Genomic DNA, 20,703 nt, shown 5'->3' on the forward strand with positions numbered 1-20,703 from the left:
AGGCACCGTGCTCACCGCGTTCGCCCGGGCGTTCAAGACGCCCGACCTGCGCAAGAAGCTGCTGTTCACGTTGGGCATCATCGTGCTCTTCCGACTCGGGGCCCATATTCCGGTCCCCGGGGTCAGCTACGTCAACGTCAACTACTGCATGGATGCGGCGAAGGGCCAGGGCGGGGATCTCTTCGGCCTGGTCAACATGTTCAGCGGCGGCGCGCTGCTGCAGCTGACGATCTTCGCGCTCGGCATCATGCCGTACATCACGGCCAGCATCATTCTGCAGCTGCTCGTGGTGGTGATCCCGCGGCTCGAGGCCCTGAAGAAGGAGGGCCAGAGCGGCCAGGCGAAGATCACGCAGTACACCCGTTACCTGACCGTGGCGCTCGGTGTGCTGCAGGGTACGGGCCTGGTGGCCACCGCCCGCAGCGGCTCGCTCTTCCCGGGCTGTGACCGGGCTTCCGAGATCATCCCGGATCAGTCGATCTTCACGACCGCCGTCATGGTCATCACCATGACCGCCGGCACCGCCCTGGTGATGTGGCTCGGCGAGCTCATCACGGACCGTGGCATCGGCAACGGCATGTCGATCCTGATGTTCATCGCGATCGCCGCCGGCTTCACCGGTTCGCTGTGGCAGATCAAGCTGTCGGGCAAGATCGTGGACGGCTGGGTCGAGTTCGGCGCCGTGATCCTGGTGGGCCTGGCGATGGTCGCCCTGGTGGTCTTCGTCGAGCAGGCCCAGCGGCGCATTCCGGTGCAGTACGCGAAGCGCATGATCGGCCGCAGGTCCTACGGCGGTACGTCCACGTACATTCCGTTGAAGGTGAACCAGGCGGGTGTGATTCCCGTCATCTTCGCGGCCTCGCTGCTCTACATTCCGGCCCTGCTGGTCCAGTTCAGCAACTCGACTGCCGGCTGGGCGACTTGGATTCAGGCGAATCTGGTCTCGCCCGACAGCGCGATGTACATCATCACCTACTTTGTGATGATTATCTTCTTCGCGTTCTTCTATGTGGCGATCACCTTCAACCCCGAAGAAGTCGCCGACAACATGAAGAAGTATGGTGGCTTCATCCCGGGCATCCGGGCTGGACGTCCGACCGCTGAGTACTTGAGCTATGTGCTCAACCGCATCACGTGGCCGGGCTCGCTGTACCTGGGCTTGATCGCATTGGTGCCAACGGTGGCACTGGTTCTGTTCAACGCCGATCAGAACTTCCCCTTCGGCGGAACGAGCATCCTCATCATCGTGGGTGTCGGTCTGGAGACGGTGAAGCAGATCGAGAGCCAGCTTCAGCAGCGTAACTACGAAGGGTTCCTCCGCTGATGCGAATCGTCCTCGTCGGGCCGCCTGGCGCCGGAAAGGGTACGCAAGCCGCGTACCTGGCCAAGAATCTCTCCATTCCGCACATCTCCACCGGTGATCTCTTCCGCGCCAACATCAGCCAGGGCACGCCCCTCGGCAAGCAGGCGCAGGAGTTCATGAAGGCCGGGGAGCTCGTCCCCGACGAGGTGACCGTCGGGATGGCGAGGGACCGGATGAGCCAGGCGGACGCCGCCGGGGGCTTTCTGCTGGACGGCTTCCCGCGCAATATCGACCAGGCCAAGGCGCTCGACGAGATCCTCGCCGCGGAGGGCACCGCCCTCGACGGGGTGCTGGACCTGGAGGTCCCCGAGGCCGAGGTCGTGAAGCGGATCGCCGGCCGGCGGACCTGCCGCAGCGACAGCTCGCACACCTACCACGTCGAGTACAAGAAGCCGAAGACCGACGGCGTCTGCGACGAGTGCGGCGGCGAGCTCTACCAGCGCGAGGACGACCGCGAGGAGACCGTCCGCAAGCGGCTGGAGGTCTACCACCGGGAAACCGAGCCGATCATCGACTACTACCGGGCGCAGGGCCTGGTGGTCACGATCTCGGCGCTCGGCAAGGTCGCCGAGGTGACCGAACGGGCGATGGCCGCGCTCAGCCGGGAAGCGGTCTGAGAGCAGAGAAGTACGGTACGGCCGCGAAGCCCCTCGGGGCATCGCGGCCGTACCGTTGTTGTGTACGCACGGAACGGGCGGTGCCCGGATCCGGTGAGGACGGAAGGCGGAAGGCGCCCCCATGGTGGAGATCAAGACTCCGGAGCAGATCGCGAAGATGCGCGAGGCCGGGCTGGTCGTCGCGCGCATCCATGAGGCGTGCCGGGCGGCGGCGGTTCCGGGGGCGACGACCGGGGACCTCGACGACATCGCCCGCAAGGTGCTGGCCGAGCACGGCGCCAAGTCCAACTTCCTCGGTTACGGCGGCTTCCCGGCGACCATCTGCACCTCGGTCAACGACGTGGTGGTGCACGGCATCCCGGACACCGCGACCGTGCTGCGCGACGGCGACATCATCTCCATCGACGCCGGTGCGGTGGTCGGCGGCTGGCACGGCGACGCGGCCCTGACCGTGTTCGTCGGCACCGGCCACGCCCCGGAACTGCTGGAGCTCAGCCGGGTCACCGAGGAGTCGATGTGGGCCGGCATCGCCGCGGTGAGGCAGGGCAACCGCCTGGTGGACATCTCCAAGGCGATTGAGGGGTACATCCGCCGCCAGCCCCGCCCGTCCGGCGGCAAGTACGGGATCATCCAGGACTACGGCGGCCACGGCATCGGCTCGCAGATGCACATGGACCCGCATCTGCTGAACTACGTCGACCGCAAGCGCGGCCGCGGTCCGCGTCTGGTGCCCGGCTTCTGCATCGCGATCGAGCCGATGGTGAGCCTCGGCACCCCCCGGACGCACGTCCTTCCGGACGAGTGGACGGTGAAGACCGACGACGGCAGCTGGAGCAGCCACTGGGAGCACTCGGTGGCCCTCACCGAGGAGGGCCCGCTGGTGCTCACCGCATTCGACGGCGGCCGGGCCAAGCTGGCGGAGTACGGCATCGCGACGGCCCCGGACCCCTGCGGCGGATCCTGAGCCACGGGTGGGAGCGGGCCGGAACGGGGCCGGCCCGGAAGATCCGCGGCGGCGCGGAGGCATAAGGATCTCCGCAGGGGGGAAGCTAGATTAGTCTTTCCGGTTGCCGTCGCGTAGACTGACACGTCGGATCACGCCTGTCCTCGGGCATGCCGTGAGCCGATCAAGGTAGCCGATTCGAAAGGCGAAGCGTGGCCAAGAAGCAAGGTGCCATCGAGATTGAGGGCACCGTGATCGAGTCTCTGCCGAACGCGATGTTCAAGGTGGAGCTCCAGAACGGTCACAAGGTCCTCGCGCACATCAGCGGCAAGATGCGGATGCACTACATCCGCATCCTTCCCGACGACCGGGTCGTGGTGGAGCTCTCTCCCTACGACCTGACGCGCGGCCGGATCGTCTACCGCTACAAGTAGATCTCGTGATCGTTCCGCCCTCGGGCGGCGCGGTCGCACGACCCGGAGAACCTCACATCCCATGAAGGTCAAGCCGAGCGTCAAGAAGATCTGCGACAAGTGCAAGGTGATCCGCCGTCACGGCCGGGTCATGGTCATCTGTGACAACCTGCGCCACAAGCAGCGCCAGGGCTGACACGACCGCACTGAAGCAGTTCGCGCGACGCACCACAGACAGAACCGCAGTCATCCGCCCCTCGCGCAGGGGCGACACCCCCGGCGGAGGCCGGGGACCCGGTGGCCGAGCCGCCGGGAGAGATGCTGTGGAAGACCTCCGATGCAATCAGGAGCCAATCGATGGCACGCCTTTCCGGCGTTGACCTCCCGCGCGAGAAGCGCGTCGAGGTCGCCCTCACCTACGTTTTCGGTATCGGGCGCTCCCTGGCCCAGCAGACGCTGGCCGCCACGGGCGTGAACCCGGACACCCGTGTCCGGGACCTGGCCGAAGAGGATCTGATCAAGATCCGCGAGTACGTGGACGCCAACCTCAGGACCGAGGGTGACCTCCGCCGCGAGATCCAGGCCGACATCCGCCGCAAGGTCGAGATCGGCAGCTACCAGGGTCTGCGTCACCGCCGCGGTCTGCCCGTGCGCGGTCAGCGCACGAGCACCAACGCCCGCACCCGCAAGGGCCCGCGTCGCGCGATCGCCGGCAAGAAGAAGCCGGGCAAGAAGTAGTCCGCTCCGGACGCCAGTGCGGTCCTCGGGACACGTCCCGAGTGCCCGCTGTCACCGCGGTCCGGCAGGTAGGACCGACCACCTCCACAGGAGTTTCTGAGTATGCCTCCGAAGAGCCGTACGGCCGGCGCCAAGAAGGTGCGCCGCAAGGAGAAGAAGAACGTCGCCCACGGGCACGCTCACATCAAGAGCACGTTCAACAACACGATCGTCTCGATCACCGACCCCACGGGCAACGTGATCTCCTGGGCCTCGGCCGGCCACGTCGGCTTCAAGGGCTCGCGCAAGTCGACCCCGTTCGCCGCGCAGATGGCCGCCGAGTCGGCCGCGCGCCGCGCGCAGGAGCACGGCATGCGCAAGGTTGACGTCTTCGTCAAGGGTCCCGGCTCCGGCCGTGAGACCGCGATCCGCTCCCTCCAGGCCACCGGCCTGGAGGTCGGCTCGATCCAGGACGTGACCCCCACCCCGCACAACGGATGCCGGCCGCCCAAGCGCCGTCGCGTCTGAGCCGGCTGAAGTAGGAGACAGACAAACAATGGCGCGTTACACCGGGGCCGACTGCAAGCGATGCCGTCGGGAGAAGCAGAAGCTCTTCCTCAAGGGGAGCAAGTGCGAGAGCGCGAAGTGCCCGATCGAGATCCGTCCTTACCCCCCGGGTGAGCACGGTCGCGGGCGCACCAAGGACAGCGAGTACCTGCTGCAGAAGCGTGAGAAGCAGAAGGCCGCTCGCATCTACGGTGTCCTTGAGAAGCAGTTCCGTGGTTACTTCGAGGAAGCCAACCGCAAGCAGGGCAAGACCGGCGAGAACCTGCTGCGCATCCTCGAGACGCGGCTGGACAACGTGGTGTACCGCGCGGGCTTCGCCAAGTCCCGCGACCACGCCCGCCAGCTGGTCAAGCACGGCCACATCACCATCAACGGCCGCAAGAACGACATCCCGTCGGCTCGTGTGTCCGTGAACGACATCATCGAGGTCCGCAAGTCCTCGCTGGAGCTGACGCCGTTCGTCGTCGCTCGGGCGGAGGCCGGCGAGAAGACGGTTCCGGCGTGGCTGGAGGCCATCCCGTCGAAGATGCGGATCCTCGTGCACAGCCTGCCCGAGCGCCAGGTGATCGACACCCAGGTGCAGGAGCAGCTGATCGTCGAGCTCTACTCGAAGTAATCCGGGTGAGCCGGCTGCTCCTGCGGCTTCCCACCGGGCGGCGCCACGCGTGCTGCCCGGGGTACGGGGATCACTCCCCGGGGATCGCAGCATCGACACCCAGGTGCAGGAGCGGCTGATCGTCGAGCTCTACTCCACGTAAGGGCTCGTAACAGCTGAGGGGCGGGCGGCCGAAGCGGGGCAATCCCGCGGCGGCCGCCCGTATCCTTGGCACTGTCCGGCATCAAATAGCGGGTGCCGAAGACTGAAGGAGTACATCCATGCTGATCGCTCAGCGCCCCTCGTTGACCGAAGAGGTCGTCGACGAATACCGCTCCCGGTTCGTGATCGAGCCGCTGGAGCCGGGCTTCGGCTACACCCTCGGCAATTCCCTCCGTCGCACGCTGCTCTCCTCGATTCCCGGTGCCGCCGTCACCAGCATCCGGATCGACGGGGTCCTGCACGAGTTCACCACCGTGCCGGGCGTCAAGGAGGACGTCACCGACCTCATCCTCAACATCAAGCAGCTCGTCGTCTCCTCCGAGCACGACGAGCCCGTGGTGATGTACCTGCGCAAGCAGGGCCCCGGGCTGGTCACGGCGGCGGACATCGCGCCGCCGGCCGGTGTCGAGGTGCACAACCCGGACCTCGTCCTCGCCACGCTGAACGGCAAGGGCAAGCTGGAGATGGAGCTGACCGTCGAGCGCGGCCGCGGCTACGTCTCCGCCGTGCAGAACAAGCAGCTGGGCCAGGAGATCGGCCGGATCCCGGTGGACTCCATCTACAGCCCGGTGCTCAAGGTCACGTACAAGGTCGAGGCGACCCGTGTCGAGCAGCGGACCGACTTCGACAAGCTGATCGTCGACGTCGAGACCAAGCAGGCCATGCGTCCGCGCGACGCCATGGCGTCGGCCGGCAAGACCCTGGTCGAGCTGTTCGGTCTGGCCCGTGAGCTCAACATCGACGCCGAGGGCATCGACATGGGCCCGTCCCCGACGGACGCAGCCCTGGCCGCCGATCTGGCGCTGCCGATCGAGGAGCTGGAGCTCACGGTCCGGTCGTACAACTGCCTCAAGCGCGAGGGCATCCACTCCGTGGGTGAGCTCGTGGCGCGGAGCGAGGCCGACCTGCTGGACATCCGCAACTTCGGTGCCAAGTCGATCGACGAGGTCAAGGCGAAGCTGGCCGGCATGGGGCTGGCCCTCAAGGACAGCCCGCCCGGATTCGACCCGACCGCCGCCGCGGACGCCTTCGGGGCGGACGACGACGCGGACGCGGGCTTCGTGGAGACCGAGCAGTACTGAGTCCGCCTCCGGCGGGGCGGCAGGTGCGGCACTCCGGTGCCCACGGTTCCGCCCCGCCGGGCGGTCGAAGCCTGGCAGCAGACTTCCGGGAACCGCCGGTTCCCGGGCTCCGGCGGGCACGAGCCCGTTCGGACACTGACACCGGTACCTGATACGGCCGGTGCAGAAACTGAGGAGAGATCCATGCCGAAGCCCACCAAGGGTGCCCGTCTGGGCGGCAGCGCCGCGCACGAGCGGCTGATGCTGGCGAACCTCGCCACCGCGCTCTTCGAGCACGGCCGCATCACCACCACCGAGGCCAAGGCCCGCCGGCTGCGCCCGGTGGCCGAGCGTCTGATCACCAAGGCGAAGAAGGGCGACCTTCACAACCGCCGTCAGGTGCTTCAGACGATCCGCGACAAGGGTGTCGTCCACACCCTCTTCACGGAGATCGGTCCCCGGTACGAGAACCGTCCGGGTGGCTACACCCGGATCACGAAGATCGGTAGCCGCCGCGGTGACAACGCCTCGATGGCCGTCATCGAGCTGGTCGAGGCGCTGACCGTGCAGCAGACCGCCGTCGGTGAGGCCGAGGCCGCCACCAAGCGTTCCGCCAAGGAAGCCGCCGGCGACCAGGCTGCCGCGGACCTCAAGAAGGACCAGGGCGAGGCGGCTGCCGCCGAGGCCGAGGCTCCGGCGGCCGAGGCCGAGGCCGCGGAGACCGGCGAGGAGAAGAAGGACGCCTGAGCCAGGCACCGCCTTCCGCTTCACGCCCGGCTGCCGCTGCCGGTTGTACGGACGGGCCCGCTCCAGTTCTCTGGGGCGGGCCCGTTCCGCGTCTGGTGAGAGGATCTTCGGATGAGTGACGACGTAGAGCCGGGGCAGGTTCGGGTGCGGCTGGACCTCTCCTATGACGGGAAGGACTTCTCGGGCTGGGCGCGGCAGCGCGGGCGGCGCACGGTGCAGGGGGAGCTGGAGGACGCGCTGCGCGTGGTGATGCGGCTGCCGTATCCGGTGGAGCTGACCGTGGCGGGCCGTACGGACGCCGGGGTGCACGCGCGGGGCCAGGTCGCCCACGTCGATCTGGCGGAGGAGGTCTGGGCCGAGCACGGCGAGAAGCTGCTGCGCCGGCTCGCGGGGCGGCTGCCGCACGATGTGCGGGTCCGGCGGGTCGGTGTGGCGCCGCCGCACTTCAACGCCCGTTTCTCGGCGATCTGGCGGCGTTACGCGTACCGGGTCGGCGACCACCGCGGGGGTGTGGACCCGCTGCGGCGCGGTCATGTGCTGTGGCACGACCGGCCGGTGGATGTCGACCTGATGAACGAGGCCGCGGCGAAGCTGCTCGGAGAGCACGACTTCGCCGCGTACTGCAAGAAGCGCGAGGGTGCGACCACCATCCGAACGCTGCTCGACCTGCGCTGGGAGCGGCCCGCCCCCGGCGAGGAGGACGCGGGTCTGGCGGTGGCGACCGTGCGTGCGGACGCCTTCTGCCACAACATGGTGCGCGCGCTGGTGGGGTCCATGCTGCTGGTCGGTGACGGGCACCGTCCGGTGGGCTTCCCCGCCGAGGTGCTGGCGGGGCGGGTGCGCCACTCGGCCGTCAACGTCGTACGGCCGCACGGGCTGACCCTGGAGGAGGTCGGCTACCCGGCGGACGACCAGCTCGCCGCGCGGAACCGCGCGGCCCGCAACAAGCGGACGCTTCCGGGCGGCGGGAACGGCGGCGGGAACGGCGGCGGGGCCCCGCCGGAGTCCTGAGGCGGGAGTTCCGAGGCGGGAGTTCCGAGGGGCGGGCGGGGTGCCGGGCTTTCCGCGGGAGTACCGACGGGTTGGCCGCGCGGGGGCGGCCGGTCCGGGGCGCACGGTCCGGCGCCCATGCCCGGAACCGCCGGCTCACCGTGCCGGGGCCGCCCGGTGCCGGGGTTCTCCGCCGGGGCTGCGATGAGTTTCCCCGCCCGGGTCGGTCGGTAAGGGTGAACACTCTCGCTCTCCAGGAGGCTTTTCATGATCACTCACGGCTTCACCACATGCCTGTGGTTCGACGGCAGGGCCGAGGAGGCCGCCCGGTTCTACACCTCCGTCTTCGAGGACGGCCGGATCGGGAAGGTCAGCCGCTACACCGAGGCCGGTCCCGGGCCGGCCGGCTCGGTGGTCACCGTCGACTTCGAAATCAACGGCCAGAAGTTCGTCGCGCTCAACGGCGGACCGGAGTTCAGCTTCACCGAGGCCGTCTCGTTCCAGATCCACTGCGAGAGCCAGGACGAGGTGGACCACTACTGGGCCCGGCTCACCGAGGACGGCGGGGAGGAGGGCCCCTGCGGCTGGCTCAAGGACAGGTTCGGGCTGTCCTGGCAGGTCGTCCCCACCGTGCTCCTCGACATGGTCTCCGACCCGGACCCGGAGAAGGCCAAGCGCGCGACAGAGGCGATGCTGGGCATGAAGAAGCTGGACGTCGCGGGGCTCCGCAGAGCGTACGAAGGCGCATAGCGGTGCGGGAGACCGGCTGCGGCCGCGGCGCCGTGGCGCCGCGCCCCTGCCCGTGCCGCCGGACGGGGGATTTTCGCGTCAGGCGTGCGGGGAGGCCGGGGGCCACGGGCCGTCCGACAGGCCGTACGCGGAACTCAGCCAGGAGCTGAGCTGGGTGCGGGAGCGGATGCCGAGCTTGCGGTAGATCCGGGTCAGCGAGGCCTCGATGGTCTTGACGCTGAGGAACATCCGCGCCGCCACCTCCTGATTGGTGGCCCCTTCACCGACGAGGACGGCGATGCGTTCCTCGGAGTCCGTGAGCACGGCGAACGCGGCGGTCCCGGTGCCGGTGCCGTGGCCGGCCGCCACGCCCGCCTCACGGACCGGCGCGGCCGTGCCGCCGACGGGGACGCCCGTCGCGGGCACGCCGAGCGCCGTGCCGCCGCCCGCGCCCGCCCGGCCGGGCTCCGCCACCGTGCCGTCGACCTGCGCCAGCAGCCGGCTCGCCTGCTCCGTCCACGGCTTCGCGCCGTGACGGGTGAAGAGGGCCAGCGCCTCGCCGGCGGCCGTACGGGCCGCGGCGGTGCGGCGCCGCCGGCGTTCGATACCGGCGCGGACCAGCAGGCAGTGGCCGCGTTCCAGCGGCTGGCCCAGTGCCTCGAAGCGGCGCGCGGCCCCGTCGAGCAGCCGTACGGCCGCGTCGGGGTGCCCCTGTGCGGAGAGGAGCGCGGCCTCGGCGCGGTCCAGTTGCGCCATGACGCCGGCACCGGGCGGAAGGGACCCGGGCGTCTCCCGTGCTCCGGCCGGCCCGGGCGCGCCGGGTGCCGTGGTCGCCGCGGGGTCCGGGCCGTGCTGCGTACGGGGTGGCGCCGTGCCGCCCCGGGCCCCGTCCTCCGGGCGGGCGGGGCCGCCCGTGCCGCCCGTGCCGCCCGTGCCGTCCCGGCTGTCCCCGCCGTCCTGCCGCCCGCCGAGCTCCCCGGCGATCGCCTCTCGCGCCGCGGCGATGATCTCCGCCGCCTCCCCGTGGCGTCCGAGGGCCGTCAGCCCGGCCGCCAGGTCGCCGTGCCAGCGGAGCACCAGAGGCGCCGACACGCCCTGTTCGCGCTCCAGGTCGCGGATGCGGAGCAGGGCCTCGACGCCGCGCCGGACGTCCCCGGTGCGCAGCCGGGCCTGGCCCAGCACGTGCAGGTGCCGTCCCAGGAAGATGGAGTCGCGTTCCTGTTCGGAAGCGCGCACACCGCGTTCCGCGTAGGCGACGGCCCGCTGGACGCTGCCGCCCGCCAGTTCCGCGACGGCGGCGTTGTACCAGGCGGGGCCGGGACTGAGCGCGGCGTCCTCGGCGATGCGGACCGCGCGGTCGGCGAAGTGCAGCGCGTCCGCGCACCGGCCGAGCCGGGCCGAGACCTCGGAGAGGCTCCGCAGCACCTCCATGACCTCCTCGCCGTGGCCGCGTTCGGTGAGGGCCAGCATGCGCAGCAGGTCCTGCCGGGCCTCCTCCAGCCGGTCGTCGAAGACGGCGAAGCGGGCGGCGTGGAAGCGCGGCGCCATGTGCAGTCGGCCGTCGACGGCGGGCTGTGGCAGGGCCAGGGCGGCGTCCATGAGCGCCCGGTGGTCGGGGCGGCTCATGACGCGGGCGGCGACGGCCCGGATGCAGAGCGCCATGGCCTCGGTGTCGGTGTCCCCGGTGGCGCGGGCGAGGTCGGCGGCCCGCCCGGCCTCCTCCGAGCCGGGGCCGGGACGGCCGTCCACCAGTGCGGCCCACGAGAGCCGCAGCCGGAGCGGCGCCAGCAGGGACGGGTCGTCGCCCGCGTCGACGAGGGCGGCGGCGAACACCTCGTCGCGTTCGGCGAGCGCCTGCCCGGACAGGTCGATCAGCGCCAGCCGGACCCGTACCCGCTGGCCGCGGTGCGCGTCCGCGGCGAGTACGGCGTCGGCCGCGCGGTGCACGATGCCGGGGAGGCCCGCCGCCGCGCCGACCTCCGCGGCGGCCACCAGCCACTCCAGGCGCTCGGCCTCGAACTCGTACGGCGTGCGGTCGGCGGCCAGCAGGTACAGCTCGGCGGCCAGCCGGTGCGAGCCCTGGCGGCGGGCCGCCTCGGCCGCCGTCACCAGGGAGCGGGCCACCTCGGCGTCGGGGTCGGCCGAGGCGAGGGCGCGGTGCCGGACGCGGCCCGCCGCGTCGGTGACGACCCGGGCGAGCGCGGTGTGCGTGGCGGCCCGGTGCGCGGCGGACGCGGACTCCGCCAGGACGGTGCCGACCGCCGGCGGAGTGAACCGCAGCGTGCCGCTCTCGTCGACGAGCAGCCCGGCCTCGACGGCGCGCCGGATGTCCCGCTCGGCGTCCGCGCGGCCCGCCCGCAGCAGCAGTTCGGCGGTGGGATGCGCGGCGAGCGCGGCGACCAGCAGCGTTTCCCGGGTCCGGGACGGCAGCGCGGCGACCCGCTCGCTGATGAGGGCGTGCACATGGCGGGGGAGCGGGACGGGACGGCCGTGCCGGGGGAGGCGGTCGGTGAACGCCCCGCCCAGTGCCAGGGCCAGATACGGGTTGCCGCCGGATTCGGCGTGCACGGTGTTCGCGACCCGGGCCGGCAGGCCGTACTGGTCCAGGAGTTCCGCCAGCTCGTCCGGTGCGAGCGGGGGGACGGTGATCTCGGTGGTCCCGGGCGGCACGGGCCAGGGGGCCGGACGCACCCGGCCGTGCCCCGGGGCCGGGCCCGTGCCCGCACCGGGGGCCGGATCGGGGACGGGATCGGGGGTGGGACCGCCGGGCGGGGCGGCGTCCACGGCCCGCTCCGGCCGCTGTCCGGCCAGCAGGGTGCGGACCGCGCCGCCGGTCAGCCGGCGCGCCGCGTAGGCGAGGGTGTCGGCGGAAGCCGTGTCCAGCCACTCCGCGTCGTCCAGCAGCAGCAGCACCGGTCCCGCCTCCGCGCAGCGGGCGAGCAGCGTCTGCCACGCGAGCCGGCAGGCGAACTGCGCACGGCTCCCCGTGACGGCGGGACGGTCGCGCAGCAGCACCCCGTCCATGGCGGCGCGCTGCGGGCCCGGCAGCGCGTCCAGCCATGCGGCGGGCACCTGGCTCAGCAGCTCGGCGAGGGCCGCGTACGGGATCCAGCGCTCGGTCTCTGCACCGGCGGCGCGCAGCACCAGTTCGCCGCGCGCGGCGGCGGCCGCGCCGGCGGCTTCCAGCAGGGCGGTCTTGCCGATGCCGCTCGGGCCGGTCAGGACGACGCTGCCGCCCGCGGCGATGCGGGATTCCACTGAGGCGAGGAGGGCCGCCCGGCCCACCAGGCGGGGAGCGGACCGGAAGGCGGCTGCGGCCGGAGCGGCCGGGATGCCTGCGATGGTGTCCTCCCGGCTCGGAGCGGGACGGGACGGGGTGTTTCGGGATGACGCGCCGACCTTAACCAGCCCGGTGCGCGAGCGGCAATGGCCCGGCCGCTTTTGCCGGGAAGCCGGCCGTACCGGATCGGGCCTGATCGGACCGGTCGCGGCCGGTACGGGGAAGCGAGGAGGGACGGGACGCGGGGCGAGGGGCGGGTGAGCCGGGGGACCGGGTGGTGGAGGAGTTCCGGCCGCGGGCCACGGGCCGGGACCGGGGGAGCCGGCGGACGGCCGGACGGAATCGGGCGGCCGGAGGGAGCCGGCGGGAACCGCGGGGCCGGATCGTTCGGAGCCGGCGCGGGCCGAGCGCGGGCGCGCGCCCGGGCGCGCGCCCGGGCCCGGGGAGTCCCGGCCCGCCATGGGGAGGGGACGGGCTCGTCCGGAACGGTGGATCCGGGCCCGTCCGGACCGCCGGTTCGGAGGGCCGCCCGGAACCCGCCGCTCCGGGCCGTCCGGAGCGCCGGCCCGGACCGCCGGGCACCGCAGGCCGCCCCGGACCGCCGCTCCGGGCCGCCGGCCTGAAGCGCCGGCCGGAGCCGCCCGTGCGCCGGTCAGCCGGCCTGGGCCGTGGCCGCCTTCGCCGCCTGGGCCTCGCCCCGGTTGACGATGCTGTTGAACGTGTAGTCGGCGACGTCCTTGCCGGCTTGCCGAGCCCGGGTGTCGGCCGTGGTGACGTCCTTGCCAGAGGTGTAGCCGGCGACGGTGAAGTAGGCGTAGCGGCCGATGGAGTTGGCCGTCAGCCGGCAGGCGGTGGCGCGGCAGAAGACGGGCACCCCGTCGCCGGGCAGCGACCGGATGTTGCCGCTCGCGTCCTCCTTGGCCTTCGCCGCCTGGGCCTCGGTGCCGAAGACGGCGACGCCGACGGTGACCGCGACGCCGTCCCGCTCGTACGTGGCGCGGATGACCTGGTCGCAGCCGTTTTCCGTGAGCGCGGGGGCCAACCGGCCGGAGGCGGCGGAAGCGCAGTTGGTGACGGAGTCGGTGGCGCCCTTGCCGTAGGCCCGGCTGGCCATGGTCATCCGGGTGTCCGGGAACAGCGTGGTCGCGGTGAGCGGTGCCGTGTCCTTGTCGGCGTCCGAGATGAAGTCGCGCGGGTCCGGCGGAGGTGGTGGACTGACCTCCGAGAACGACGGTTCGGGCTGCTGTGGCTCGCTGGGCAGCGTCTCCGGTGCGGGAAGACCCTGCTGTCTGCCCTCGGCGTTGCCCCCGTTGACGACACCGAGGGCCACGATGGTGCCGACAATGGCCGTGGCGGCGGCCCCACCGCCGATCAGCAGCAGCTTGCGGCGGCGGTTGCGGGCGGCGGTCCGGTCCGCCATGGCGCCCCAGTCGGGCGTCGAAGAATCGAAGGAACCCCCGGGCCCCGAAAAGTCCCTGTGCCCAAAGCTCATGCGCTGCATCCTAAACCGGTTGGTGCACGCGGTGCCGTCTTGTGGCAACGCCCGCGTCGGGCGTGGGGAAGTGGCGCACGCCGGTTTTCCCTGCCGGACGGCGGACTTCTGCTGGTCGACGCCTCTTTCCGGGTCCGTGAGGGCCGGCCGGTGGCATGCGCCGGGGCCGGCGGCGCGGGGCAGGACGACTCGACGGAAACCGACCGGCGGTCAAGTCGAGCCGCGTGGCGGTCCGCTGACGATCAGGGGCGGCCCGGGGACGGTGCCGCGGTTCGCCGGCTCGGTGCGGAACGAGCGTGCGGTGCGCGGCCTGTCGCGTGCCCGTCGGCATCCGCACGGCGGCGCGGGCGGGTGAGGAGGCGGAGCACGCCGTCATGACGGCGGTCGACGAGCTGGCGCGGCCCGCCGACGCGCAGGCGCTCCGTGCCCGGGCGGCGAGCGGAGATCCGCGGCCACGGGGCCGGGACCCGCGGGCGTTCCCGCCCGAGCGCCGGGGCCGGGCTCTTCGGGCCGCGTCCTCCCGCGCGGCCGTCCTCCCGCGGCCGTCCGTCCGCGCGGCCGGTCACCCGCGCGGCCGGTCACCCGCCGTGGGGCTCGGCCGGGGCCGGCCCGGCCGGCGTCTTCCGGCGGCGGCCCGCGGGAATGGCCCCGAGGGCGCGGCCGTTCACCGGCCTCCGGCTCTCGGCCTCGGCCTCGCCCCCGCCCCCGCCCGTGCCCGGTCTCCGCACCCGCGCCCCCACCACCGTGCCGGCGCTCGCCGCGACGACGCAGCCGAGCGCCAGCCACTGCACCGCGGCCAGGTGTTCGGAGAGCAGGACCGCCCCCGCGAGCCCCGCGCACACCGGTTCGAGGCTCTGCAGCACCCCCACCGTTCGGGGCGGGATGTGGCGCAGCGCGGCCAGCTCCAGCGAGTACGGCAGCGCGGTGGCGAAGACGGCGACCAGCGCGCCGATGGCCAGGGTCCGCGCCTCCAGCAGCGCGGTCCCGCTCTCGGCCGCGCCGAACGGCACGGTGAGCACCGCCGACCAGGCGACGGCCAGGGCCAGGGGCGCGCCGTCGGCGGACCGGGCCCCGGCCCGCCTGCTGAGCAGCAGGTAACCGGCCATGGAGGCGCCCGACGCCAGGGCGAGCAGCACCCCGGGCAGCGGGGACCGCCCCTCGCCGGGCAGGTGGAAGAGCCAGACGCCGAGCCCCGCCAGGACGGCCGGCGCGAGGTCGGCCGTCCGGCGCGAGGACAGCAGCGCCAGCGTGACCGGGCCGATGAGCTGCAGGGCCGAGGCCGTCCCGAGCGGCAGGTACCGCAGCGCGGGATAGACGAGGTTCATGCCGGCGACGGCCGTGCCGAGGCCCAGGACCAGGAGCGCGTCCGCCCGGGTGCGCGGCAGCGCGGGCCGGTGGAGGAGCAGGAGCAGCAGGGCGGCCAGCCCGAGCCGCAGGGCCACGACCCCCATCGGGCCCACCGAGCCGAACAGCTGCTTCCCCGCGGCCAGACCGAAGTGGACGCTGAGCATGCTGCCCAGCACCAGCAGGGGGGCGGTGGACTCCCTCATCCCCCAAGGCTCCGGCGCCCCAACTGTGCACGTCCATCGAACGGTTTGGCTCGAATTCCTTTAGCATTTGCTGCATGGTCGATTTACGGAGGCTCCGCGTCCTGCGCGCGCTGGCCGAGCACGGCACGGTCACGGAGACCGCGGCGGTGCTCCACCTCACCCCTTCCGCCGTCTCCCAGCAGCTGCGGCAGCTCGCCCGGGAGCTCGGTGTCGAACTGCTCCGGCCCGAGGGACGCGGTGTACGGCTCACACCGTCCGCGCGGATCCTGCTGCGGCACGCCGAGACGCTGCACACCCAGTGGGAGGCGGCCCGGGCCGAACTCGCCGCCGGGGAAGAGGAGATCGCCGGCGTCCTCCGGGTCTGCGGGGTCTCCTCGGCCCTCGCGGCGCTCGCCGCCCCGGCCGTCACGGCGCTGTGCGCCGCGCATCCGGGGCTGGCCGCCGAGGTGCGGGAGGAGGAGAGCGGTGACTGCTTCCGGCTGCTGCTCACCGGTGAGACCGATCTGGTGCTCGTGCTGCCCGGGCCCGCGGTGCCGCCGGTGCCCGACTCCCGGTTCGAGCAGTTCCCGCTGCTGGACGACCGCCAGGACCTGCTGGTGCCGGAGGGCCACCGGCTGGCCCGGCCCGGCGGGGTGGCGCTGGCCGAGGCGGCGGCCGAGCCGTGGATCGTCAAGCGGCACGACAACGACACCTTCGGACTGCTGTCCGCGGCCTGTGCCGCCGCCGGTTTCACACCGCGGGTGGCGCACCAGGCCAAGGAGTGGTTCGCGGTGTCCGCGCTGGTGGCCGAGGGACTGGGGGTGTGCCTGCTGCCCCGGCTGGTGCCACTGCCGGCCCCGCACGCGGTGGTCCGGGTCCCGCTGACCGGGGAGCCGGTCCCGTACCGGCGGATCCTCGCGGGGACGCGGCGGGGCGGGGCGGGGCATCCGGCCGTCGCCGCCGGGCTCGACGCGCTCCGCGGGGCCGCGGCGGCGCGGACGGGTGCGGCCCCGGCCGGGGGGCGGGAGGCGTTTTGACCGGCGCGGGGGCAGGCCGGTATTCTGCGGGTTCGTTATGCGTATTGGCTTGCTCTATCTCACGTGAGGGGGCCTTACGCCGGTCCACCGGACCGAACACCAGCGGCAGGCACGGGCTGCGTCACCCGTGGCGCCAGGGCTGTCGTGATCGTCCGGGTGACCTTGTCAGGACCTTTCCCCACGGCCCTCGCGGGCGGGGGGAGACCCCATCACTGCAGAAGCGAAGGCTAACGACCGTGCGTACGTACAGCCCCAAGCCCGGCGACGTCCAGCGTCAGTGGTACGTCATCGACGCCACCGACGTGGTTCTCGGACGCCTGGCCTCCCAGGCCGCCACCATCCTGCGTGGCAAGCACAAGCCGGTGTACGCGCCGCACGTTGACGCTGGTGACTTCGTCATCATCATCAACGCCGACAAGGTGCACCTCTCCGGCAACAAGCGGACCCAGAAGCTGGCCTACCGCCACTCCGGCTACCCGGGTGGTCTGCGGTCCGTCCGCTACGACGACCTGCTGCGGAACAACCCCGAGAAGGCCGTGGAGAAGGCCATCCGGGGCATGATCCCGAAGAACTCGCTGGGCCGCCAGGTCCTCTCGAAGCTGAAGGTCTACGCCGGCTCCGAGCACCCGCACGCCGCCCAGCAGCCGGTTCCGTTCGAGATCACCCAGGTCGCGCAGTAGTCCGGCCACCCCCAACAGAAGAGAATCTGAGGAGAATCGTGGCCGAGACCACCGCAGAAGCCCCCGTCGTCGACGTCGAGGAGACCCCCGGCGTCGAGGAGTACACCAGCGAGTCCCTCGCGTCCCGCTTCGGCGACCCGCAGCCGGCCGCCGGCCTGGGCCGCCGCAAGAACGCGATCGCCCGCGTCCGCATCGTGCCGGGCAGCGGCAAGTGGAAGATCAACGGTCGCACCCTTGAGGACTACTTCCCCAACAAGGTGCACCAGCAGGAGGTCAACGAGCCCTTCAAGGTGCTCGAGCTCGACGACCGCTACGACGTCATCGCCCGCATCAGCGGCGGCGGCATCTCCGGCCAGGCCGGTGCGCTGCGGCTCGGTGTCGCCCGCGCCCTGAACGAGGCGGACGTGGACAACAACCGCGGTCCCCTGAAGAAGGCCGGCTTCCTGAGCCGCGACGACCGCGCGGTCGAGCGGAAGAAGGCGGGTCTCAAGAAGGCCCGCAAGGCGCCGCAGTACAGCAAGCGCTGATCGCCCGCCCCACCGTACGACTCGCCCCGGCGGCACACACCGTGCCCGCCGGGGCGTTCGTCATATGGTCGGCCACAGCGTATACAGGCAGCAGGACACCCCGGGCCGGGCAAGCCCCCGGCAGCGCACGGCAGCTGTGCGGCACACAGACGGAGGACAGCAGTGGGACGACTCTTCGGCACGGACGGTGTGCGCGGCGTCGCCAACGCGGATCTGACGGCGGAGCTCGCGCTCGGCCTGTCGGTCGCGGCGGCGCACGTGCTCGCCGAGGCGGGTACGTTCGAGGGCCATCGCCCGACGGCCGTGGTGGGACGTGATCCGCGCGCGTCCGGGGAGTTCCTGGAGTCGGCCGTCGTGGCCGGCCTGGCCAGTGCCGGCGTGGACGTCCTGCGCGTTGGTGTGCTGCCCACCCCCGCGGTGGCGTACCTCACCGGCGCGCTGGGTGCCGACCTCGGCGTGATGCTCTCGGCGAGCCACAACCCGATGCCGGACAACGGCATCAAGTTCTTCGCCCGCGGCGGCCACAAACTCGCCGACGAGCTGGAGGACCGCATCGAGGCCCTCTACACCTCCCACGGCGCCGGCGAGCCCTGGGACCGGCCGACCGGCGCCGGAGTCGGCCGGGTCCGCACCTACGACGAGGGCTTCGACAACTACGTCGCGCACCTCATCGGTGTCCTCCCGAACCGCCTGGACGGTCTCAAGGTCGTCCTCGACGAGGCCAACGGCGCGGCCGCCCGGGTCTCCCCGGAGGCCTTCGCGCGGGCCGGTGCCGAGGTGGTCACCATCGCCGCCGACCCCGACGGGCTCAACATCAACGACGGCTGCGGCTCCACCCACCTCGACCTGGTCCGGGCCGCCGTCCTGGAGCACGGCGCGGACCTCGGCATCGCCCACGACGGCGACGCCGACCGCTGCCTCGCCGTCGACGCCGAGGGCAACGAGGTGGACGGCGACCAGATCCTCGCCGTCCTCGCGCTCGGCCTGCGGGAACAGGGCCGGCTGCGGAAGAACACCGTGGTGGCCACCGTGATGTCGAACCTCGGGTTCAAGCTCGCCATGGAGCGCGAGGGCATCGAGCTGGTGCAGACCGCCGTCGGCGACCGGTACGTCCTGGAGGAGATGAAGAAGGAGGGCTTCGCCCTCGGCGGCGAGCAGTCCGGCCACGTCATCATCCTCGACCACGCGACCACCGGTGACGGCACGCTGACCGGCCTGATGCTGGCCGCCCGGATCACCGCCACCGGCCACGGGCTGCGCGAGCTGGCCTCCGTCATGGAGCGGCTGCCGCAGGTCCTGGTGAACGTGCCCGACGTGGACAAGTCCCGGGTGGACTCCAGTGCCGAGCTGGCCGCGGCCGTCGCCGACGCGGAGCGGGAGCTGGGCGCCACCGGGCGGGTGCTGCTCCGCCCCTCGGGAACGGAGCCGCTCGTCCGTGTGATGGTGGAGGCACCCGACACCGAGCAGGCCCGCTCGGTCGCCGCCCGGCTGGCCGACGCGGTGAAGTCCGCCCTCGGCTAGCCGGCGCCCGGGACAGTCCGCGCCGGGCGCCCGGCGCGGACCTACCGGCCGGTGGCCCCCGCGGCCCGCTGCTCCGCCAGGGCCCGCTCACGCCGCTTGGTCCGCTCCAGCAGTGTCTTCTGGACGAGCAGGGTGAGCGCGCCCGCGGAGATGATGCCGATCAGGTTGAGCGCGAGCTGCCGGCCGGAGCCGCGCAGCTCCTGCAGGTCGCCGTAGGCCAGTGCGGCGGCCGCGTTGGCCGCCGCCGGGACCGTCGTCACGGAGATCGCCACGCCGATCAGCGCACCCGACTTCTCCGAGGTCAGGGAGAGCGTTCCGGCGATGCCCGCGAGCAGCGCCACCACGAACGAGAGGTGGCCGGGCTGCCAGACGAACTCGGTGAGCCCGTTCTTCCGGGCCAGCATGTCCGGGGTGAACAGCCCGGCCGCGTCCAGCACCAGGGTGAAGAGCGTGGTGACCGCCATGGCGACCGCGAATCCCGTGAGCAGCGCGGTGAGCGAGCGCCCGGCCTCGCGCAGGCGTCCCAGCACCAGCCCGGTGCTCACCCCCGACAGCGGCCCGAACTCGGGGCCGACCGCCATGGCGCCCACGATCAGGATGGCGTTGTCCAGCATCACGCCGCAGGCCGCGATCATCACCGCGACCGTCATGAACGCCAGATAGGTGACCGAGACGGTGGACTCCTCGTGGGTGGCCTCCGAGAGTTCCTCCCACAGCACCGCGTCCGCCGGCTCGCCCGGGGCCTCCCGCTCCGCCCGCTCGGCCCGTTGCGACAGGGAGACGGCGATGTCCTGGAGCACGATCGAGCCGTCCTCGGCGAGGCGCAGCTCCCGCAGTTCGTCCGTGAGTTCGTCGGCCGCCTCGCGCGCCACGTCGCAGAGCACCAGGTCCCCGGCGGGGTCCCGTCCGGCCCCCGGGAGGACCACCAGGTTCGCGGTGCCCACCGCCCGCCGCAGCAGCGCCGTGACCGCGTCGGTGCGGTCGGCGGGGCAGATGATCCGGAGCTGCAGCATGGGCGCAGATTACGCGGCCCCGGTCACAGCTTGCGCAGGTTCAGCCGTCGGGCCGGGGAGCCTCAGCGTGGGCTGTCGGCGGCGCGGTCCGCCCGGCATGTGACGTCCTTCTCGCTCCGGCCCAGCGGGATGCCGACCAAGTCGCTGTCGTCACCGCAGTGGATGTTCTGTTCACCCGTCTGTGCGGTGGTGGTCTGCGGGCCGAGCGCGGTGCCGCCATCCGCCGTGGCCCGAGGGCCGTGGCCGGGCGCGCCGGCAGCCGGGGAGCGCTCCTCGGCCAGGCAGGTGGTCCTTTCACGGACACGGCTCAGGACGTTGACGGTCACCATGTCGGCGGAGTTGCCGCAGTTGAGGTTTTGCCGGCCGCTCTGCGCGGTGGTGAACTGCGAGCCCAGCGCGGTCCCCCCGGCAGCGGTCGCGGGGGTGGCGGTCCCGTCGTCTTCCCGGGAAGGGCTGTGGGTTGCCGCACCGGACCCCTCCGGGCGTCCCGTGCGGTCCCGGGACTCGCAAACGATCTCTTCCTCGACGGTGGCCAGGACGTTGACGGTCACCATGTCGGCGGAGTTGCCGCAGTTGAGGTTTTGCCGGCCGCTCTGCGCGGTGGTGAACTGCGAGCCCAGCGCGGTCTCCCCGGCGGCGGTCGCGGGGGTGGCGGTCCCG

20 protein-coding genes and 1 pseudogene are annotated in these 20,703 nt (G+C 72.4%); 16 read left to right on the forward strand and 5 right to left on the reverse strand.

What is annotated here, in order from left to right:
- Window positions 1-7: 7 nt before the first annotated feature.
- The 12 genes from secY to KBZ10_RS17440 all read left to right on the forward strand — a co-directional run bounded on the left by secY (window position 8) and on the right by KBZ10_RS17440 (window position 8,985).
- On the forward strand, window positions 8-1,324 hold the full coding sequence (gene secY, locus KBZ10_RS17385; protein ID WP_210988552.1) for a preprotein translocase subunit SecY: 1,317 nt from the start codon (window positions 8-10) through the stop codon (window positions 1,322-1,324).
- A complete protein-coding gene (locus KBZ10_RS17390) occupies window positions 1,324-1,980 on the forward strand; it encodes an adenylate kinase (protein ID WP_210988553.1) in 657 nt (218 codons plus the stop codon). The genes secY and KBZ10_RS17390 overlap by 1 nt, the downstream gene beginning before the upstream one ends.
- 121 nt (window positions 1,981-2,101) lie before the next feature.
- On the forward strand, window positions 2,102-2,944 hold the full coding sequence (gene map, locus KBZ10_RS17395; RefSeq protein ID WP_210988554.1) for a type I methionyl aminopeptidase: 843 nt from the start codon (window positions 2,102-2,104) through the stop codon (window positions 2,942-2,944).
- Between the two features lie 191 nt (window positions 2,945-3,135).
- Window positions 3,136-3,357: a translation initiation factor IF-1 gene (gene infA, locus KBZ10_RS17400; RefSeq protein ID WP_003956442.1), complete on the forward strand. Its 222-nt coding sequence runs from the start codon at window positions 3,136-3,138 to the stop codon at window positions 3,355-3,357.
- Between the two features lie 61 nt (window positions 3,358-3,418).
- A complete protein-coding gene (rpmJ, locus tag KBZ10_RS17405) occupies window positions 3,419-3,532 on the forward strand; it encodes a 50S ribosomal protein L36 (protein ID WP_003956441.1) in 114 nt (37 codons plus the stop codon).
- Window positions 3,533-3,693: 161 nt separating this feature from the next.
- On the forward strand, window positions 3,694-4,074 hold the full coding sequence (rpsM, locus tag KBZ10_RS17410) for a 30S ribosomal protein S13 (RefSeq protein ID WP_019707843.1): 381 nt from the start codon (window positions 3,694-3,696) through the stop codon (window positions 4,072-4,074).
- Between the two features lie 102 nt (window positions 4,075-4,176).
- On the forward strand, window positions 4,177-4,581 hold the full coding sequence (gene rpsK / locus KBZ10_RS17415) for a 30S ribosomal protein S11 (RefSeq protein WP_009715860.1): 405 nt from the start codon (window positions 4,177-4,179) through the stop codon (window positions 4,579-4,581).
- Window positions 4,582-4,609: 28 nt separating this feature from the next.
- Window positions 4,610-5,236: a 30S ribosomal protein S4 gene (gene rpsD, locus KBZ10_RS17420; protein WP_019707844.1), complete on the forward strand. Its 627-nt coding sequence runs from the start codon at window positions 4,610-4,612 to the stop codon at window positions 5,234-5,236.
- Between the two features lie 260 nt (window positions 5,237-5,496).
- Window positions 5,497-6,519 carry a DNA-directed RNA polymerase subunit alpha gene (locus tag KBZ10_RS17425; RefSeq protein ID WP_010473911.1) on the forward strand — a complete coding sequence of 341 codons (1,023 nt, stop codon included), beginning with the start codon at window positions 5,497-5,499 and terminating at the stop codon, window positions 6,517-6,519.
- A 183-nt stretch (window positions 6,520-6,702) separates the two neighbouring features.
- The gene (gene rplQ, locus KBZ10_RS17430; protein WP_210988555.1) at window positions 6,703-7,245 is read left to right on the forward strand and encodes a 50S ribosomal protein L17; all 543 of its coding nucleotides are present in this window, start codon (window positions 6,703-6,705) and stop codon (window positions 7,243-7,245) included.
- Between the two features lie 111 nt (window positions 7,246-7,356).
- A complete protein-coding gene (truA, locus tag KBZ10_RS17435) occupies window positions 7,357-8,256 on the forward strand; it encodes a tRNA pseudouridine(38-40) synthase TruA (protein ID WP_210988556.1) in 900 nt (299 codons plus the stop codon).
- Window positions 8,257-8,502: 246 nt separating this feature from the next.
- Window positions 8,503-8,985 carry a VOC family protein gene (locus KBZ10_RS17440; protein ID WP_210988557.1) on the forward strand — a complete coding sequence of 161 codons (483 nt, stop codon included), beginning with the start codon at window positions 8,503-8,505 and terminating at the stop codon, window positions 8,983-8,985.
- A gap of 78 nt (window positions 8,986-9,063) precedes the next feature.
- Here the strand turns inward: KBZ10_RS17440 and KBZ10_RS17445 are convergent, their stop codons facing one another.
- From KBZ10_RS17445 to KBZ10_RS17455, 3 genes are all read right to left on the reverse strand, one after another.
- Window positions 9,064-12,705: a LuxR family transcriptional regulator gene (locus KBZ10_RS17445; protein ID WP_247702515.1), complete on the reverse strand. Its 3,642-nt coding sequence runs from the start codon at window positions 12,703-12,705 to the stop codon at window positions 9,064-9,066.
- A 191-nt stretch (window positions 12,706-12,896) separates the two neighbouring features.
- The gene (locus KBZ10_RS17450) at window positions 12,897-13,736 is read right to left on the reverse strand and encodes a hypothetical protein (protein ID WP_210988559.1); all 840 of its coding nucleotides are present in this window, start codon (window positions 13,734-13,736) and stop codon (window positions 12,897-12,899) included.
- A 578-nt stretch (window positions 13,737-14,314) separates the two neighbouring features.
- Window positions 14,315-15,286 (reverse strand): DMT family transporter, encoded by a 972-nt coding sequence (locus KBZ10_RS17455; protein ID WP_210988560.1) that lies wholly within the window; start codon window positions 15,284-15,286, stop codon window positions 14,315-14,317.
- Window positions 15,287-15,360: 74 nt separating this feature from the next.
- Here KBZ10_RS17455 and KBZ10_RS17460 point away from each other — a divergent pair, with 74 nt between their 5' ends.
- The 4 genes from KBZ10_RS17460 (at window position 15,361) to glmM (ending at window position 19,030) form a co-directional block, all read left to right on the forward strand.
- The gene (locus KBZ10_RS17460) at window positions 15,361-16,302 is read left to right on the forward strand and encodes a LysR family transcriptional regulator (protein WP_210988561.1); all 942 of its coding nucleotides are present in this window, start codon (window positions 15,361-15,363) and stop codon (window positions 16,300-16,302) included.
- A gap of 236 nt (window positions 16,303-16,538) precedes the next feature.
- Window positions 16,539-16,982, forward strand: a complete 444-nt coding sequence (gene rplM, locus KBZ10_RS17465; RefSeq protein ID WP_030542587.1) for a 50S ribosomal protein L13 — start codon at window positions 16,539-16,541, stop codon at window positions 16,980-16,982.
- A gap of 38 nt (window positions 16,983-17,020) precedes the next feature.
- The gene (gene rpsI, locus KBZ10_RS17470; protein WP_030542588.1) at window positions 17,021-17,509 is read left to right on the forward strand and encodes a 30S ribosomal protein S9; all 489 of its coding nucleotides are present in this window, start codon (window positions 17,021-17,023) and stop codon (window positions 17,507-17,509) included.
- Window positions 17,510-17,671: 162 nt separating this feature from the next.
- The gene (gene glmM, locus KBZ10_RS17475; RefSeq protein ID WP_210988562.1) at window positions 17,672-19,030 is read left to right on the forward strand and encodes a phosphoglucosamine mutase; all 1,359 of its coding nucleotides are present in this window, start codon (window positions 17,672-17,674) and stop codon (window positions 19,028-19,030) included.
- Between the two features lie 41 nt (window positions 19,031-19,071).
- Here glmM and KBZ10_RS17480 read toward each other — a convergent pair whose 3' ends face one another.
- Both KBZ10_RS17480 and KBZ10_RS17485 read right to left on the reverse strand, forming a co-directional pair.
- Window positions 19,072-20,043: a DUF389 domain-containing protein gene (locus KBZ10_RS17480; RefSeq protein WP_210988563.1), complete on the reverse strand. Its 972-nt coding sequence runs from the start codon at window positions 20,041-20,043 to the stop codon at window positions 19,072-19,074.
- Window positions 20,044-20,105: 62 nt separating this feature from the next.
- A pseudogene (locus KBZ10_RS17485) lies at window positions 20,106-20,703 on the reverse strand (hypothetical protein); the annotation flags it as partial.

The sequence above is a fragment of the Streptomyces sp. F63 genome (genome assembly GCF_018070345.1).
In the GTDB taxonomy this organism is placed as follows: Bacteria; Actinomycetota; Actinomycetes; order Streptomycetales; family Streptomycetaceae; genus Streptomyces.